At 69.1% G+C, this 16,136-nt stretch carries 11 protein-coding genes and 1 pseudogene; 3 read left to right on the top strand and 9 right to left on the bottom strand.

Annotated features, from left to right (window positions below; genetic code table 11):
* Positions 1 to 115 precede the first annotated feature (115 nt).
* On the bottom strand, positions 116 to 1,177 hold the full coding sequence (locus tag ACQ66H_RS08690) for a hypothetical protein (RefSeq protein ID WP_430433673.1): 1,062 nt from the start codon (positions 1,175 to 1,177) through the stop codon (positions 116 to 118).
* Between the two features lie 121 nt (positions 1,178 to 1,298).
* On the opposite strand from ACQ66H_RS08690, the gene ACQ66H_RS08685 reads away from it, so the two are divergent.
* Entirely contained in the window at positions 1,299 to 1,715 is a 417-nt protein-coding gene (locus tag ACQ66H_RS08685) for a hypothetical protein (RefSeq protein ID WP_430433672.1), read from the top strand.
* 207 nt (positions 1,716 to 1,922) lie between these two features.
* Here the strand turns inward: ACQ66H_RS08685 and ACQ66H_RS08680 are convergent, their stop codons facing one another.
* Together ACQ66H_RS08680 and ACQ66H_RS08675 are read right to left on the bottom strand one after the other, a co-directional pair.
* Positions 1,923 to 2,894, bottom strand: a complete 972-nt coding sequence (locus ACQ66H_RS08680; RefSeq protein WP_430433671.1) for a hypothetical protein — start codon at positions 2,892 to 2,894, stop codon at positions 1,923 to 1,925.
* 29 nt (positions 2,895 to 2,923) lie between these two features.
* Positions 2,924 to 7,957, bottom strand: coding sequence for an alpha-2-macroglobulin family protein (locus ACQ66H_RS08675; protein WP_430433670.1), 5,034 nt, complete (start codon positions 7,955 to 7,957; stop codon positions 2,924 to 2,926).
* A 293-nt stretch (positions 7,958 to 8,250) separates the two neighbouring features.
* Here ACQ66H_RS08675 and ACQ66H_RS08670 point away from each other — a divergent pair, with 293 nt between their 5' ends.
* Positions 8,251 to 9,210: a hypothetical protein gene (locus ACQ66H_RS08670; RefSeq protein WP_430433669.1), complete on the top strand. Its 960-nt coding sequence runs from the start codon at positions 8,251 to 8,253 to the stop codon at positions 9,208 to 9,210.
* A 322-nt stretch (positions 9,211 to 9,532) separates the two neighbouring features.
* Positions 9,533 to 10,207: an N-acyl amino acid synthase FeeM domain-containing protein gene (locus ACQ66H_RS08665; protein ID WP_430433668.1), complete on the top strand. Its 675-nt coding sequence runs from the start codon at positions 9,533 to 9,535 to the stop codon at positions 10,205 to 10,207.
* A 20-nt stretch (positions 10,208 to 10,227) separates the two neighbouring features.
* On the opposite strand, the gene ACQ66H_RS08660 is transcribed toward ACQ66H_RS08665, so the two are convergent.
* The 6 genes and pseudogenes from ACQ66H_RS08660 to ACQ66H_RS08635 all read right to left on the bottom strand — a co-directional run bounded on the left by ACQ66H_RS08660 (position 10,228) and on the right by ACQ66H_RS08635 (position 16,030).
* The gene (locus tag ACQ66H_RS08660; RefSeq protein ID WP_430433667.1) at positions 10,228 to 12,171 is read right to left on the bottom strand and encodes an EAL domain-containing protein; all 1,944 of its coding nucleotides are present in this window, start codon (positions 12,169 to 12,171) and stop codon (positions 10,228 to 10,230) included.
* Entirely contained in the window at positions 12,168 to 12,869 is a 702-nt protein-coding gene (locus ACQ66H_RS08655) for a transglutaminase-like cysteine peptidase (protein ID WP_430433666.1), read from the bottom strand. The genes ACQ66H_RS08660 and ACQ66H_RS08655 overlap by 4 nt, the downstream gene beginning before the upstream one ends.
* A gap of 68 nt (positions 12,870 to 12,937) precedes the next feature.
* The gene (locus ACQ66H_RS08650) at positions 12,938 to 13,630 is read right to left on the bottom strand and encodes a CAAX prenyl protease-related protein (RefSeq protein ID WP_430433665.1); all 693 of its coding nucleotides are present in this window, start codon (positions 13,628 to 13,630) and stop codon (positions 12,938 to 12,940) included.
* Between the two features lie 81 nt (positions 13,631 to 13,711).
* Entirely contained in the window at positions 13,712 to 13,873 is a 162-nt protein-coding gene (locus ACQ66H_RS08645; RefSeq protein ID WP_430435612.1) for a TilS substrate C-terminal domain-containing protein, read from the bottom strand.
* A gap of 320 nt (positions 13,874 to 14,193) precedes the next feature.
* A pseudogene (gene tilS, locus ACQ66H_RS08640) lies at positions 14,194 to 15,093 on the bottom strand (tRNA lysidine(34) synthetase TilS); the annotation flags it as partial.
* Positions 15,062 to 16,030: an acetyl-CoA carboxylase carboxyltransferase subunit alpha gene (locus ACQ66H_RS08635; protein WP_304000270.1), complete on the bottom strand. Its 969-nt coding sequence runs from the start codon at positions 16,028 to 16,030 to the stop codon at positions 15,062 to 15,064. The pseudogene tilS and the gene ACQ66H_RS08635, both read right to left, overlap by 32 nt.
* Positions 16,031 to 16,136 lie beyond the last annotated feature (106 nt).

The following is a 16,136-nucleotide window of genomic DNA, read 5'->3' as shown; positions in this document are numbered from 1 at the left end:
CATCTCCGTCATCGATGCCGACGGGATGGTAGGCCGGGAGTACCCGCCTCCGGGCAGGCAATTTGCCGCCGTCATGCGTGGCAGCGTCCCCGCGCGGACGGAGGTCGGCGCACCCTCAGGGACGAACGAGCAGGTGCTCGATGGTGCCGGCCGGTGGTTGGCGATGGATGCGCAGCAGCACGGCGGCCACCGGCCCCTCGGTGTCAACGGCTACACGCCTGTATCCGCGCATGACGCAGTCGTCGCGCGCGCTTTCACCGGGCTGCAGCACGCCGTTCAGGCTGCGGTAATGCAGCCGTCCGTCGCTCAGCCAGCCCGGCTGCACGAGATCGCGCGACAGCGGCACCGGCAGGTCGAAGCCGTCGTTGCGCCAGGCGACAACGAAATCCTGCACCGGCACAGCGGCAGGTGCGACCTTGACACGGCTCTGCCACGCCTTGCCCGCCGTGTCGCGCCAGTAGATGCGCAGCAGCGGCGGTTCGCTGCCATCGGCCCAGGCCAGATGCAGGTCGTCGCCGTTGCGGCACAGCCAGGGATGCATCTGCGTTGCGGTGTCGGCCCACAGCCCGCCGTGCAGGGCCTCGACGCGCTCGACCTGCACGCCGGGTGGCGCGATCAGCGAATGCGCATTGAGCACGCCGGCGTCACCGAGACGGAAGCGCTGCGCCGCATCGGCGCGATGCGGCAACGGCATTTCGGGACGCGAGGCGCGGGCGGCGGCGTCGAACTGGCGCGAAATCATGAATACCGGCGTCTGCAGCGCGGTGAACACCGCCGGCGGACACAGCAGCAGCATCAGGCCGCTGCCGGCGATCCACGCCGATTCGCCGCGCGACAAGCGCGGCGAGGCGAGCCAGCCGGCCAGCAGGTGCACGCCGAACCACAGCAGCGGCGCGACGACGAGCAGCAGCAGGTAGAACACCGCCAGCCCCTCCATGCCGGACACCGCGCGCGCCGGCCCGAGCACTGCCGCCACGACGACCGCCAGCGCCGGCAGCGAAGCCAGCCGCACCACCCACCACGACGCGCCCTTGCCGCGCGCCGCAAACATGCGTCGCTCCAGCCGCAGCACGGCCAGAGCAGCAATCAGCAATGCGAGCGCGACGGCCGCCCACAGCGCGCGGGCGAGCGGCGGCTGGGTGGCGAAGATTTCAGTCAGGAAGTCGGGTATCGGCATTCGGGGGCGATGAGTGCATGGGCTGCGTCCATCCAATAACGGCCACCCATGCGCATTCTCAAGCCGGCCGGGCCGATGCCGATAGCACATCAGTTCCGTATGCCGACGAAGGACAACATCAATGAACGGTGAACGAGCGACAGAACACGACTACGTGCGCCTGCTGCGTGCCTGGGTGGCCAGCCTGAAACAGCGCTTCCGCCTCGATCCGGCGTGGGAAGGTGCGCTCGACCGCCTGGACCGGCGCCTCACCGAGTTGCCGGCAACGGTCACCGCCTACGACGTCGGCCGACTGTTCCACCCGTTGGAAAAGCACCGCATGGTCACCCGCGACACGCCGGGCGCCGACCGCGTGCTGCACTACCTGATCGAAGCAGGCCGCGACGGCCCGATGGAAAAATGCTCACCCGAACTGCGCGAGTGGTTTCGCAAGCACTACATGTGGTCGAGCGGCAGCGTGATGATGCCGATGCAGGTCGATGAACTGAACACCCAGACTTCGAACGAGGCGATGCGGCACTACTTCGGCGGCGCCTGAGAATAGATACAGGCGCCGTGGCATCACCCGCCGCATCGCGGCCAAGGCCGCTCCCACGGGCTGTGCGCCCTATCTGCGGCCGGAGCGAGAAGTCTGTGGGAGGGGTCTTCTGACCCCGACAACCCGTCTGGATCGACGAGGGCGGAATGCCGCGGCCCAGTCGTGGCCAAGGCCACTCCCACAGGGAATACGCGCGAAGCAGACGGCCTACTTGCAGACCCGCTTCAAGGCGTTGCGCAGCCGCGCGTCGTCGGACAAATCGGCCGTCTTCAGATCCTTGCCCACCGCACGCCGGTAGCAGGCTTCGCGCGTACGGATGTCGTCGTCGCTGTCGAACAGGCTGCCAAGGGTGCGGCCGCCCATGTCGGCGACGACGCGCTCGGCGGTCGCGCTGCGATCGACGCAGGTGCTCAGGTCGAACTTGCGAGCGGCGATCGCCGTATCGTCCAGCTTCTTGGTGCGCTGCTGCATCGCCGTGCTGCTGTCAACGCAACTGCAGTCATAGCGCAGCAGACCGGTACGATCACCGCCTGCGTTTTGCTCGGCGCACCAGGCACGGTTCTTCGCACGCACCGGGTTGTCGCCGACGGCGGCACCCGGCAGCGCGGGAGCGTCCTGACCCACCGCGTCATTCGTGCCACCACGTCTCATCGTCGCGCCCACCGCGGCAGGCGAGCCGGTCGAGTACATGCAGCGCGCGATGTAGTCGAGATGCGAGGCGCCGGGTTCCAGGTTGTCTCGCGCCCAGTCCTCGCAGGCCGGGCGGCGCGCCTTGGCGCGTTCAGGCGAATCGTGGCCCTGCAGCGCGGCGGCACCGGTCGCGGTGGACACGCCACCGCTGTCGGCGTGACGTTTGCCTTCGCGGGCCAGGCAGTTCCACAGCGACTCATCGCTCTCGCCTTCGCGGTTGCCCCAGAAGGCACCGGATTTTTCGCGACAGCGCTCGATGCGTTCCTGCGCGACCCAGCCGCCACGTTCGTGCGCGTTGACCATGCAGCGATGGAACAGTACGCCGTCCAGTCGTCCGCCCTTGCGGGCGTCGGCGTCGCACTGCTTGCGCGCCGCCGTTGACCAGGCGTCGAAATCCGCACGGCTGTCCGCCCACACCGGCGACGCACACGCCAGCGTGCCGATCAGGGCTGCAACGGCCACCCGATGTACCGAACGCATTCGCGTCATGATGTTTTTCCTCCCGTTGCCGGCCGCACTCACTTGCGGGCCGGTCCGCCGTCTATAACGTCCAGCATCGCGCCGCGTTCACCGACGATGCGCAGTTCCGGCCGGTACATGTCCTCGACGAAGGTGCCGGGCACCGTGTAGCGGCCCGGGGTGACGACCCTCACCATGTACACGAGGTTCATCGGCGCCGAATCGAGTTTCACCGCGGCGACGAAGCGGTCATCGCGGTACTCGCGGTGTTTCACCCGGTTGTCCATCAGCGTGTCCATCACGCGCAGCGACTGGCCGTTCGGCAACTGCAGCGTGAATTCAGTCGCCTGCGGCCCCTGCGACAGATTCTGGTTCTCGATTTCCAGACCGGCCGGCAGGCGGTCAACGACCAGAGCGTCGTCAGCACGCCGGGTCGGCCTGACCTCGACCCGCACCAGCATCAGCTCACCCACTTTCAGCGCGCGACCGCCCCACGGACGCCCGTCGGCTTCGAACAGCGTGCGCTGCGCCGTGCCCAGACCGTTGTCGACCGGCGGCGCGATCTTCGGATAGCCGGCGCCTTCGATCTCGACATAGAGCGGCGCGTCGCCGGTGTTGCTGATCGCTGCGCCCTTGCGCGCCGCCGCCGCGTCGATGGGGAGCAGCGCCGGTTTGTCGCCCTTGAAGTCAGCACCGCCTTCCAGCGTGAGCGCCCACGGCTTGCCAGCGCCCAGACCGGCGGCGCGACCGGCCATCACCAGCGAGATCTGTTCCTGCGTTGACAGCCAGCGTCGCTTCGCCGTGTCATTCGACAGCTCGAACAACAGGTTGGCGGCGCGGTCGAGCTTCACCTCGTGACGGGCGAGCAGCGCGTGCAGCGTGGCGCGGTCGCGCAGCGGACTGCCGTAGTCGCCCAGCCATTCGTATTCGGCGTCGTTGCCGCGCAGCCCGTAGGGCTTGGCCAGCGCTTCGTCGAGCGCGACGCGCGAACGCGCCTCGTCGCCCATCAGCTTCAGCGCCAGGCCGAGGTGGGCAAGCGCCAGCGGCGACTTCGCCAGCTGCCGGTGCTCGTCATGCAGCAGGCGCAGCGTGGCCAGCGGCGCGCGCTGTTCGCGCGCCAGCACATAGCCGAGGTGGGCGGCGTTGGCAAAACGCAGGTGGGCACCGCGCACGAGGTCCATCTGGCCGGGCTGGTTGCCTGCCTGCGCCGGCAGCCGCGGCATCTGCGACGGCGCGAGCTGGAACTCCTTCAGCATCCAGTCGCCCAGCTTCTTCTGGAAGGCTTCGGGCACGGTGAAACCGCCCGCCTTGGCGTCGATCAGGAAACCGGCGACATAGGCGCTGATCCAGTATTCGTACTCGCCGCCGCCCCACATTGTCATGCCGCCCGACGCGCCCTGCATGCCGGCCAGCCGGCCGATGGCGCCCTCGACCATGGTTGCGCGTTCGGCGCGCGAGTACTGCTTCAGACCCAGTTCCTTCGCGTAGGCCTCGTCGATGATGACGTGCGGCCAGGCGGAGCTGACCGTCTGTTCGGCGCAGCCATAGGGATAGCGCAGCAGGCCGCGCACGCTCTCGCGGATGTTCAGCGGCGGGCTGGTCGAGGCGCTGACGTTCAGCGTCGCCGATGCCGGCCAGAATTTCTCCAGCAGCGCGGCGTCGATGGTCTGACGCGCGCCCGGCTCGACCTTCATGCGCAGCACGCTGCGTTCGAGCGCGACCGGCGGCGTCACCTGCAGCGCGGCTTCGCGCTCGATGTGGATGGGCTTGGCGCCGCCACTGGCGTCGAGCACCAGCTTCAGCCGCGCCAGCCCTTCCGCCTCGACCGCCTCGGCGTCGAAACGCAGCGTTTCGCGCTGTTTCGGCGCCAGCGTCAGCGTGCGCGCGCCGTCGGCGATGCGCGCCGGCGACTCGGCCGACAGCGTGAGGCGGATCTGCTGCGGTGACTCGGTCAGGTTGGTCACTTCGAGCGCGACCTTCGCGCTGTCGCCGGGCGCGATGAAGCGCGGCGTTGACAGTTCGGCGACGATGGGTGCGGCCACGGTCAGTTCGCGCTCGCCGTGGCCGTAGCGCTCCGGCGTCGAGGCGACCGCCATCAGGCGCAGGCTGCCGTTGAAGTCGGGCAGCGTCAGCGTGATCGCCGCCTCGCCCTTGTCGTCCAGCTTCACCGGGCCGGAGAACAGATCGACCAGCTTCACCTTCTTCGGCATGCTCTGCGAGTCGCGCATGCCGGCGTCGCCGCCCCACTTGAGCTTGCCGCGCGAGCCGTCCATCTTCTCGATCAGCCGGCCGTAGATGTCGAGCAGGTCGGGTGCGTAACGCTGCTTGCCGAAGAAGTAGCCGTGCGGGTCGGGCGTGGCGAACTTCGTGATGTTGAGGATTCCTTGATCCACCGCCGACAGCGTCACCCAGGCGGCCTGCCCGGTTGCGCCATCGACCTTCACCTTCACCGTGGTTTTCGTTTCCGGCTCGACCTTGGCCGGCGCGTCCAGCGCCACCTTGAGCCGACGGTCGTCGCGCGCGAGCGGAATGTGTGCAAGCCCGAGTGCGCGCGCCGGCGTGACGCGGCTGCCTTCGCTGCCCGGCCGGAAGGCCAGCACCGACACGTAGAGGTCGTGGCGGTTCCAGCGCTTGTCCAGCGGCAGGTCGATGGCGGTGCCGGCGGCACTCACCTTGACCCGCTTGGCCCACAGCACGCGGTCGCCCTCGATCAGCACCAGCGCCTCGCCGTCGTGCGGCGGCGTCAGGTGCGCCTTCACCGTGTCGCCCGCCTTGTAGGGCGCGCCTTCGAGCCGCACCTGCACGCGGTCCGGCCGGTTGCCGAGCGCCTCGTTGTCCTGCGCGCCCCAGCCGGCGTAGAAGCGGTAGCGCATCGTGAGCTTGGTCTGCGGGTCGTCGATCTCCAGCCGGTAGCGCCCCCAGGTGACCGGGAAACCGAGCTTGGTCTGCGTCTTCAGCGCGACGCTGCGGCTGTCGATCAGCTCGTCGTTCTCGCTGAAGCCGGAATGCCAGCCGCGCTGGTCGTCGAAGCGCCAGTAGTACTGACGCTCTTCCCTGAACAGCCGCACATTGGCCTTGTCGATCGGCGCGAAAGCGGCGTCCGGCAGGAAGCGGCCGACCTCGAATTCGGCCAGTGCCGATTCGCGCGCGACGTCGCTGTCGAACAGCGGACGCACGGCGATCAGCGCCGGCGCTGGCCACCACGCACGCTCGACCGAACGCACGACCGGCCGGCCGGCCGATTCGAGCAGGCTCAGGCTGACGCGCAGCTGCAGCGGCGAGCGCGCGGCGCCCGGGTCGTAAGGCACTTCGACGGTCGCGGCGCCGCTGTCGTCGAGCGCCGTTTCTTCCAGCTCGCGCCGGCCCTTCAGCGCATCGTCGGCGAAGTCGCCGAAGATGAAGCCCGGCTTCTTCTGCGGCAAGGCGAAACGCTGCCGCTCGGTGGCGAGCGCGCCGAGCAGGCGGTTGCCGGAGGCCGGCGCGCCGAACAGGTAGTCGCCCTGCACGCCGATGTCGAAGGGTGCGCCTTCGGTCAGCACGCGCTCATCGGACTTCAGCGCGAGCTTCATCCGCTCGGGCAGGAATTCCTCGACCTTGAAACGCATGACCGCGTCCGGCCGCTTCGCCGCCGGGTCGGCGCGCAGTTCGAGCGTCCAGGCGCCGGTCTGCGCGTCGGCCGGTATGGCCAGCGGCTGCCGGTAGTAACCCGGCTGTTCGCCCGAACTTTTCCAGACGCGCTGGCTCACGGTGCGGCCGTCCGGCCGCTTCAGCACCGCGGTGAGCGGCAGCGGCTCGATCGCTCGGCCGTCGGCGTCGCGTGCCAGTACCGACACATCGAAAGTCTCGCCCGGCCGGTAGAGGTCGCGGCCGCTGTACGCGAACAGCTTGGTACTGGTCGGCAGCAGACCCGACGTGTCGAATTCCGACAGGTCCAGCGCCGCCTCGGCCAGCGACACAACCGACAGCTCTCGCCCGCGCCGCGCGATCACCAGCCGCGCATCGGCCGGTGCCGCCTCGAAGGTGGCGCGACCGTCGCCGTCGCCCTTCACCGTGGCCACGCGCTTGCCGTCGCCGTCCAGCAGTTCGAATTCGACGCCGTCGAGGGCCGTACCCGACTTCAGCGACGTGGCGAAGGCGTCGATGCGGCCGCCGTTGCGGTGCAAGTGCAGGCCGATGTCGCTGACGTAGAAATAGGTGGTCTGGTAGTCGCCCGCGAAACTGCCGGGCGCGCTCATGACGGCGATGTAAACGCCGGGCTCCTTCAGTTCCTTGATGTTCTCGACCGGCAGGAAGCTCACGTGCCGGCGGTCCTTCTTGTCGTCGGTCAGGAAGCGGCCGAGATAGACGCTGGTTGACAGCTCCTTCAGCCGGTCCAGGTACCAGCCCGAGGTGCGGCCACGCAGATCCACCGTTCCGCCGTCGTAGTACTCCTCGTCGTAGACCTCGCCTTCGCCATCTGCGCCCTCCTCGGCCTGGGTGCGGCGGATGCCGTACACCTTGTCGAGGAAAGCCGGTAGCTGCGCCGGCTCGACACGCAGGAACTGCACGTTGACCTCCGGCGTGTTGACGGTGACCACCGGCAGCCCCCCGTTCTGGCCGGCCGGCAGCACGGTGCCGCGGCTGGCGAAGAAGTGCGCCGGCGGCATGTCCTCGACCAGGGTTTCGCACTGGTGGACGCCGGCCAGCTGATCGCCGGAACGCGCCGCCACGCCGGTCGCGATGTCGATGCGGTAGCGACGCTTGGGCAGCACGCCGGAAAAGAAGGCGACGCGCGGGTTGTCGCCGACGCGCCAGTGACCGGCGACCTTGTCGGCATCATCGCGCCCGGCGTCAGCTTCGCCGAGGTCGGTCACTTTCATCAGGTCGTTCAGTGTCTGCCGTGCGGCCAGCGGCCGGCTGAAGGTGACGGCCAGCACCGGCCCCTCGTCGCGGCTGCGCGCAGTGCAGTTCATGACCGCAAACGGCGTTGACGGGTCGTCACCGATCGCCGCCACGTCCGCGCCGGGCGTACGCCCGAACTGCCACCATGCACCGGCCGATGCGGCCACCACGACCGCTGCCGCCAACCATCCGACCACCTTCCCGTTCGCCATCGCGGACCGCCCGTATGTCATGACGCGTCGGATTATCCTCGCTGCCGTGGCGGAATGGCGGACGAATGCGCAACACCGGCGTCGTTCTCCACACTGCGGCGGCGCCGACCTTCCCCGAACCGGCGCCGCTATCGCGAGCAAGCTCGCTCCCACGGACAAGCACGCCAGATTCGTTGCCGAAGACGAATTCCTGTGGGAGCGAGCTTGCTCGCGATAGCAGTTGAGACCGAAGCGCCCGCCCGTCGTCCGGCAACGAGGGCCGACGCGCATCAGTCCATGCGTGGACGCGCCCGGTGCTCGCCGCTATGCTGCGCGGCCTGACGAATCAACGCCTTACCGCCATGCCCACGATAGAACTCCGCGGCGCCCGCCCCGCTGGCGCGGCCACGCTGCGCACGACGCTTGCCGACCTGCTCGACCGCCTGTACGCACGCGACAGCGCGCTCGATGCATCACGCCTGACGGCGCTGGTGGTGACCGACGACGTCGCCGTGCCGGCGCAGGGCCAGGCCGAAGCACCACCGCTGGTGCGCGAGGACCGTGCCGACGGCTGCACGATCACGCTGGCCGCGCCCTATGTCGAACAGGCGCTGGGCGGCGACACCGACCAGTTGCTGCAGCTGGTGCACCTGCTGCACCGCGAACTGTGGCGCGGCCAGCTGACGCTCGACCCGGTCGCCGCGGCACCGGCGGACGCGCTGGCGGCGCAGTTCGCACCCATCGTCGCGCGCATGTTCGACGAATACCGCGCCAATCGGGCCAGTGCCTGGTCGCTGCCGGCCAAGGCCGACTTGCTGCTGCCGCATCTGCTCGGCCTGCTGGAGGAACTGCCAGCTGCCTGCGAACGGGCGCTGGCCGACTACCGGCTCGATGGCAATCTCGACGCGCTGGCCGGCGTTTCGATGGCGCGACTGGCGCTGCTGATGCAGACCACCGCCTTCAGCCTCGGCTACCTGGCCGGTCTCGGCCGTACCGTTGCCGATATCGCCCCCGAACTGAAGGCGGGCATCGACGCCTCGCTGCTCGGCCGCGAATGGCCGCGCATCGCCGCGCTGCTGGCCGGCGCCAGCGCCAGCGAAGGGGAGGCGCGCGCGCTGCAGCTGGACATGCTGCGCACCCGGGTGATCGCCGTGCTAGGCGCAATGGGCCTCACCGCGCGCCTGGGCGAGGACGGTTCAGTCTGGATGGACGTGGCCGACGCGTCAGCCGAAGCCACCGCCGCCGCGGTGGCGCGCATGGGCACGCTGCACTGATCGTTGGCGCTGCGCGCTCGCGCAGCAGGTCACAGCCCCCCGCCCGTATCGCTGCGGACCGCATCTCTAGCCCTCGCCGCGCACCATCCACCACTGCCGTCGCGGTCGGAAGACCGCTCCTGCGGCTGCTCGAGCGCACACGCGGTCCCGCGCTGCGGATCATCGCCGGACCATCTGTCGGCGACATGAAAACGTCAAGTCCGCATCAACTCGCTGCAACCAGCATCGATCAGGCTTCGCACGCGGCAAGGAAGCAGATCACGGCACAGGATCTCTTTGCCGAAGTTTGCATACCGGTCACCGATACACGAGGCGCCTCCCCATGTCTCCCCGCACTCTGCACGACGCCGCGAACGACGCGCTCTTCCGCCCCTTCCCGCTGCTGCGCCCGCGACCGCGGCTACGCGCCGTCGCGCCGCCGGCGCAGCGACACGCGGCGGCGCTGCCGGTCGCCATCGAATTCACGATTGCCGCCGATGCGGCAGACCTGGCGGCGGCCGAGGCGCTCGTCGTGCGCTGCTACGGCTGGCGTGGCTATGGCGTCGAGCAGCGCGCCGCACGGCAGGGTGAAACGACCTTGCTGGCGCGGCTGGAGGGTGAAGTGGTCGGCACGCTGACCGTGCGCTGCGGCACGCGGCTGCGTCTGCAGGCGGAAGCAGGCTATGCCGAACACGTGGGCGAACTGCGCCGGCAGGGGCGCCGTCTGGTCGAATACACTCGTTTCGCGATCGACCGCGAGCGGGCGCTGCCGGACGATCTCGCACCGCAACTGATGCGCCGCGCGCTGCTGCTGGGGCACGTCGCACTCGGCGCCACCGACTGCGTAATCGAGGTCAACCCGCGCCATGCGCGCTACTACCGGCGCGAATTCGGTTTCCGCGAGTGCGGACCGGAACGCACCTGCGAACGCGTCGGCGCGCCCGCACGTCTGCTGCATCTGGACATGGTCGTGCCGCCGGCCTGCCTCGCGCACGACCCGCGAACCCCGCTGCACTGAATGAGACCGCTCGCGGCCGCTCAGCGGCCGCCGCTGCCCGGCGCCGGCACCTTTTCGGCCGACACCGCCTCGCCCTGCACGGCACGGATGCCCAGCGCGTACAGCCCGGTCAGCGTTTCCGCGTGCTCGACCGCCACCGCCATCGGCGTGATCGACAGCGCCGACGCAATGCCGGCCAGCGAGCTCACGTAAGCACCGGAGTCCGGGTTCAGCAGCGCTTCGCGCGTCAGCGTGACCGAGAACTTCACGTGCGCCGGACGCAGGCGGCGCAGCAGCGTAAGCGCGTTCGCATGCAGGCCGAAATGCTTGATGCCCAGCGCCAGACCGTTGGCCTGCGCCTGATGGGCAAAGGCCTCGGCGGCGTCCGGGTCGCCGAGCAGTGCCGACTCGGGGAACTCGAGCACCAGCGTGCCGACGCGCGGGTCGTGCCGGTAGCCGCGCAGCCAGCGCTGGATGTCGGGGTCGGTCAGCGTCGCCGCGCCGACATTGACCACGGTGGCAATGCCGTCGCGACGAGCCTTCGCATGTTCCAGCGCGCGCATCAGACAGGCGCCGTCGAGCGCCGCCGACACGCGGGTTTCGCTGGCGTAGGCGATGTACTCGGCAGCGCGGATCAGACGCTGGCCGTCGTCCAGCGCGGCGCGCAGCTCGACATGCAGCGGCGCACCGATGCGCTCGGCTTCGAGCACCCGCGTGGTCTGTTCGGCAAAGGCGATACGCCCGGCACCGATCAGTTCGCGCACCAGGGTGCGCAGGCTGCCGCCGCCGGCTTCGCCGGCACGTGCGTGCGCCAGCACCGGCGCCGCACCGCTTTCGATGCGCCACTGATGCAGCGCGCGATCGGCCGCCGCCAGCCAGCGCGCAGCGTCGCCGTCACCGGCGCAGTCGGCCGCGCCAGCCCGCCAGGCGTAGGCCTGACCCGCGCCCGCAGCGGCAGCCAGACTGTTGAGGCGCGCCAGCAATGCTTTCAGCGCGTCGTGCGTCGTGTATTCGTCGGCATCGAACAGCAGCGCGAAGCAGGCGCCCTCGACACGGCCGCACAGTTCGACCGCATCGATGGCCGCCATGAAGCCGGCCGATTCGGTCAGCAGGTCATCGACCGCCTCGCGACCGTACAGATGGTTCAGGTCTTCGAGCCCCTCGACGCGCAACAAGGCCAGCCAGCCGCTGCGCGTGCCGGCTTCGATGCGCGCTTCGAGCGCGGCGCGGAAGCCGCGACGGTTCGGCAGGCCGGTCAGTTCGTCCACCAATGCCTGGTCGCGGAACTGCGCAGCACGCCCGGCTTCGCTTTCGAGTGCGCCGGCCATGGCGGTAAGCATGCGGTTGAAGGCGCCGACCAGCGGCTGCAGCTCGACCGGCATGCGCGTCTCATCGATGGGCACGAACTTGCGCGATGCCGCCGCCACCGCCGAGCGCTGCACGCGGCGCAGCGGGCGCAGACCCCAGCGCAGTGCCATCAGGCCGAGCACACTGGCCACCGCCAGACCGCCGCCCATCCACAGCGCCAGGGTTTCGGCGACGGCCCACAGCTGCAGCTGTGCCCAGTGCGGATGCGGCTCGACGACGACGCTGCCGGCAATGCGCCAGCCATGCATGATGTCGGCACTCTGCGCGCCGGCTGCCAGCGGCAGCAGGTCGATGAACCATTGCGGCGCACCACCGGCCAGCCGCGCCGGTGCCTGCCGCGCGGCGATCACCGCCCCCTTGGCGTCGCGCACCTCGATGCGGCGAAGGTAGCTCTGGTCGAACACCGGCTCGACCAGGCTTTCGGCATTCTGCAGCGCCGGTTCGCCGCCGGCGGTCAGCGCCACCGTCAGCGACAGCGCGATCGACTGCGCCTGGCTGGCCATCTGCGCCTCGACCCGGTCGCGCGACACCCATAGCGCGGTGGCCAGCGCCGCCGCGAAGGCGACGACACCGACGCCGAGCAGCGCTGCCAGCAGACGCAGGCGCAGGCTGTTCATCCGCGCGCCTCGGCCTCGACCCGGTCGAGCAGCTCGCGCCACTTGCGCAGTTGCTGCGGCGACCCCAGTTCGCGGTCGCCGCCGCTCTGCACCTTCCACACGCGGTCGTCATTGAAGCTGTAGACCGGCGTCAGGTCGGGCCGGTCGCGCGCCAGCATGAAACGCTTTTCGAGATTGTCGAGCACCCAGGGCTCGGCGCCGGGCTCCGGGTAGTAGGCGAGCACCATATGGTTTTCCAGGCGGCCCTGGCGGAGCAGGCGCACATAGGTGATGCGCAGCTTGTCGGCCGGCATGCCCAGTTCGCGCAGCGCGAAATACTTGGCCAGCGAGTAATCCTCGCAGTCGCCGGCAGACAGCGCTGCGAATTCCACCGGCGTCGCCCAATAGTCTTCGGACTGCCAGAGCTGCGGATCGGTCACGTAACGCGCGCGGTTGGCGATCTGGTTGATCCGTTCGACGCGTATCGCCTCGTCGGCGATGCGACCGGCCGCGCTCAGCGCTTCGGCCAGTTCGGCCATGCGCGGCCCGGCCTTGTCACCGAAACGCGCCGTCATTTTGTGCTGCAGATCAGTGCGCACGGTGAGCAGATAACCCTGGTAGGTGAACGCAGTCGCCTGGGCCGCCATGAACACCAGCAACAGGCAGGCGATCAGGCGCGGACGGGAGAGCACGACAGTCAGGGCGGGCAACGGTGTCATGGCGACAGGGCAAAGGACAGTTCTCCTTTAACGGTCGTGCCCTGCCCCGCCTTGATGCGGAGCGGGCGCTACCAGAACTGCCATTGTGCCGTGTGCACCACCCACAGGCCCAGCAGCAGATTGGTCAGCGCGTGCGAAACGACGGGCAGCCACAGGCGCCCACTCGCCCGGTACAACTGACCGTAGGCCAGCCCCGCGACGATGCCGGCCGCCCACTGGCCATGCTCGAAGCCGAAGGCGATCGAGCAGAACAGCATGCTGCGCAGCGTGACCGAGCGCGCGGCCACCGCAAGGAAATTCGGGGAATCGAGCCAGCGCTGGATGAAGGAGCGCCAGAACAGCTCTTCCATCACAGGCACGACGACGGCCGCGCCGAAGATGCGTATGACGACCATCGGCAGGATGAGCGCTCCGGCCTCGTCCAGTGGCTGGTAGCCCTTGCCCGGCGCGAAGGCGAAGGGCGAGAAGTCGAGCCATATCCAGATCGCCCAGACGACGGCGCCGGACACCAGCGCCGCTACCCAGCCGGCGGCACCGGCCAGCGGCCCAGGCGGCGCTGCTTCGCGCAGTTCCACGTAGTCGCGCTGGAAGTAAAGCAGAGCGGCGATCACGCAGGCGATCTGCACCGCATACATCCAGCGCCCGTCGATGCCTGCCAGATCGGCCAGCGGCGCGGAGATGACAAGGAAGACGATGTAGAGGGCGAACGGAAGTACGCGTGCGAGCACTGCACGCCTGGACGCTGCGGTGGTCGGGCTCATCAGGGCCGTGGCGGGAAGATCCGGAATGGCCGGATCATACGGCCGCCATGCGACATGGAAATGTCACCAACCGTTACAACGTCACCCGGGTGTCAACTGCGCCACGACCGGCGTCCACACGGGCAGCCATCCCGGTTCGCCCGGCGCGGCCTGCCAGGGTGGCGCCGGCTCGCAGCCGGGCATCCACAGCGCCTCGCGACCGACCGCAAGGATGGGAGCGCGATCGCGCAGCCAAGGCGGCAGGCCGCATTCCTGCGCGATCTGCTTGACGCCGGCACGCGGTCACCGGGACCGCGGCAAACGCGGTCCTTGGGCTGGCGGGCACGTATCGTGAGCGAACCCGTGGGCAGTGCGGATGGCGCAAACCCGCGCCCGATCACGGCGTCGAAACGCAGGCAGCCTGGACCCCAGGCGATGTCGTTTTCGCCCTGCCAGACGACGGCTGCGGGCGGTGGCTGATCGGGCATCAGCCACAGCAGGCCGCGATGACAGAAGCCGGCGACGCCGGCGTGTGTCACCGGGCATTCGGCGCCCGGCTGCCAGGCGCGGATCTGGCGCAGCCATTCGTCCAGCCACGCTTCGGTCGGTGCCGTGCGGGCGCCGTGCATGCGCAGCAGGCGACGCAGCAGGTTGCGGCTGCGCGCGTCATCGAGCACACGCAGGCCGTCGATCGACCAGGCGGTGCCCCACTCGGTCGCCGTCGCCAGCTCTGCCGCGTCGGCGTCAGCCAGACCGTCGAGAAGAGTCTGCGCTTCGGCCAGCCGGCGGGCGACGCCGGACATGGTTTCGGCGCTGCGCGGCCAGCGCGCGCTCAGTCGCGGCATTACCTCGCGGCGCAGGTAGTTGCGCGCGTAGCGGGTGTCGGCGTTCGATTCGTCGTCGATCCAGGCGAGGCCATGCTCGATCGCGCACGTTTCGAGCGCTAAACGCGCCAGACCGAGCAGCGGCCGCAACTGGGCCGGACGCGCCGGAGTCGCTGGGCGCCATACCGGCATGCCGGCCAGGCCGAGCAGCCCGGCGCCGCGCACCATGTTGTGCAGCAGCGTTTCCGCCTGGTCGTCGGCGTGGTGGGCGGTCAGCAGTGCGTCGGCAGCAAGGGCTTGCGCCTGCGCGTTGAGGGCACGGTAACGGGCGTCGCGGGCGGCGCATTCGAGTCCGTCCGGGCTGGCCGTGTCAACCTGCACCCGATGCAGCGAGAACGGAATGCCGAGCGCGGCCGCCTGCGCCGCGCAGTGATCGGCCCAGGCGTCGGCATTCGGGCTGAGGCCGTGGTGAACGTGTGCGCACGCCAGCTGCCAGCGATGGTCATCGCGGGCAGCCGCCAGTGCGTGCAGCAATACTGTTGAATCAAGCCCGCCGCTGAGGCCGATCAGCAGCTGGGCGCCGTCGGCCAGATGCGCCGCCGCGCTGGCGGCGATGCGGGCGTACAGGTCAGGCGACCGCCTGCTCCTTGAACTTTCCATAGGACATAAGGCGCTCGAAACGGCGCTCGACCAGCTGGGTGGGGGTCAGGTCGGCCAACTGGCGCAGCGATTCGGCCAGTGCGCGCTTGAGCGAAGCCGCCACGGCCGCGTGATCACGGTGTGCGCCGCCGGCCGGCTCGTTCACGACCTTGTCGATCAGGCCCAGCGTCTTCAGGCGCGAGGCGGTGATGCCCATGATTTCGGCGGCGTCGGCCGCCTTGTCGGCGCTCTTCCACAGGATGGAGGCACAGCCTTCGGGCGAGATGACCGAGTAGGTCGAGTACTGCAGCATCATCAGCGTATCCGCCACGGCAATCGCCAGCGCGCCGCCGGAGCCGCCCTCACCGATGATGGTGGACACGATGGGCACGCGCAGTTCGGCCATCGCGTAGAGATTGTGGCCGATCGCCTCGGACTGGCCGCGTTCCTCGGCGTCGATGCCCGGATAGGCGCCCGGCGTGTCGACGAAGGTAAACACCGGAATGCCGAACTTCTCGGCAAGCTTCATCAGGCGCAGCGCCTTGCGATAGCCCTCCGGGCGCGGCATGCCGAAATTGCGGAGGATCTTTTCCTTGGTGTCGCGGCCCTTCTGGTGACCGATCACCATGCAGGACTGGCCATTGAAACGGGCAATGCCACCAACGATGGCGTGGTCGTCGGCGAAAGCGCGATCCCCGTGCAGCTCCTGAAAATCCGAGAACATCAGGCGCAGGTAATCGAGCGTGTAAGGGCGCTGCGGATGGCGCGCCACCTGGGCGATCTGCCACGGCGTGAGCTTGGCGTAGATGTCCTTGGTCAGCGCCTGACTTTTGCCTTCGAGTCGCGTGATTTCCTCGGATATATCGACAGCGGAGTCATCCTGGACAAAACGGAGCTCTTCGATCTTGGCTTCGAGCTCGGCGATCGGCTGTTCGAAATCGAGAAAGGTTGTTTTCATCAGGCGGACCACAAACAAAGGTGCGCAATTCTAGCGCGTCGAGGGCGCGACGGCTCGTGCCGCGTGCAAGCGGCCGCGGCAGATAGATTGCGCTTATAAATCAATT

Origin of the sequence: Methyloversatilis sp. (assembly GCF_965284615.1) — a bacterium.
Lineage (GTDB): Bacteria > Pseudomonadota > Gammaproteobacteria > Burkholderiales > Rhodocyclaceae > Methyloversatilis.
The sequence above is the reverse complement of the archived record's forward strand: the minus strand, read 5'-3'. Positions and strand labels throughout refer to the sequence as shown.

What these genes read in the sequence shown, in the direction of transcription:
- ACQ66H_RS08675 (WP_430433670.1), bottom strand. Translation starts at nt 7,957, where the DNA reads ATGGCGAACGGGAAGGTGGTCGGATGGTTGGCGGCAGCGGTCGTGGTG.
- ACQ66H_RS08660 (WP_430433667.1), bottom strand. Translation starts at nt 12,171, where the DNA reads ATGAACAGCCTGCGCCTGCGTCTGCTGGCAGCGCTGCTCGGCGTCGGT.
- ACQ66H_RS08635 (WP_304000270.1), bottom strand. Translation starts at nt 16,030, where the DNA reads ATGAAAACAACCTTTCTCGATTTCGAACAGCCGATCGCCGAGCTCGAA.
- ACQ66H_RS08655 (WP_430433666.1), bottom strand. Translation starts at nt 12,869, where the DNA reads ATGACACCGTTGCCCGCCCTGACTGTCGTGCTCTCCCGTCCGCGCCTG.
- ACQ66H_RS08690 (WP_430433673.1), bottom strand. Translation starts at nt 1,177, where the DNA reads ATGCCGATACCCGACTTCCTGACTGAAATCTTCGCCACCCAGCCGCCG.
- ACQ66H_RS08685 (WP_430433672.1), top strand. Translation starts at nt 1,299, where the DNA reads ATGAACGGTGAACGAGCGACAGAACACGACTACGTGCGCCTGCTGCGT.
- ACQ66H_RS08665 (WP_430433668.1), top strand. Translation starts at nt 9,533, where the DNA reads ATGTCTCCCCGCACTCTGCACGACGCCGCGAACGACGCGCTCTTCCGC.
- ACQ66H_RS08680 (WP_430433671.1), bottom strand. Translation starts at nt 2,894, where the DNA reads ATGACGCGAATGCGTTCGGTACATCGGGTGGCCGTTGCAGCCCTGATC.
- ACQ66H_RS08650 (WP_430433665.1), bottom strand. Translation starts at nt 13,630, where the DNA reads ATGAGCCCGACCACCGCAGCGTCCAGGCGTGCAGTGCTCGCACGCGTA.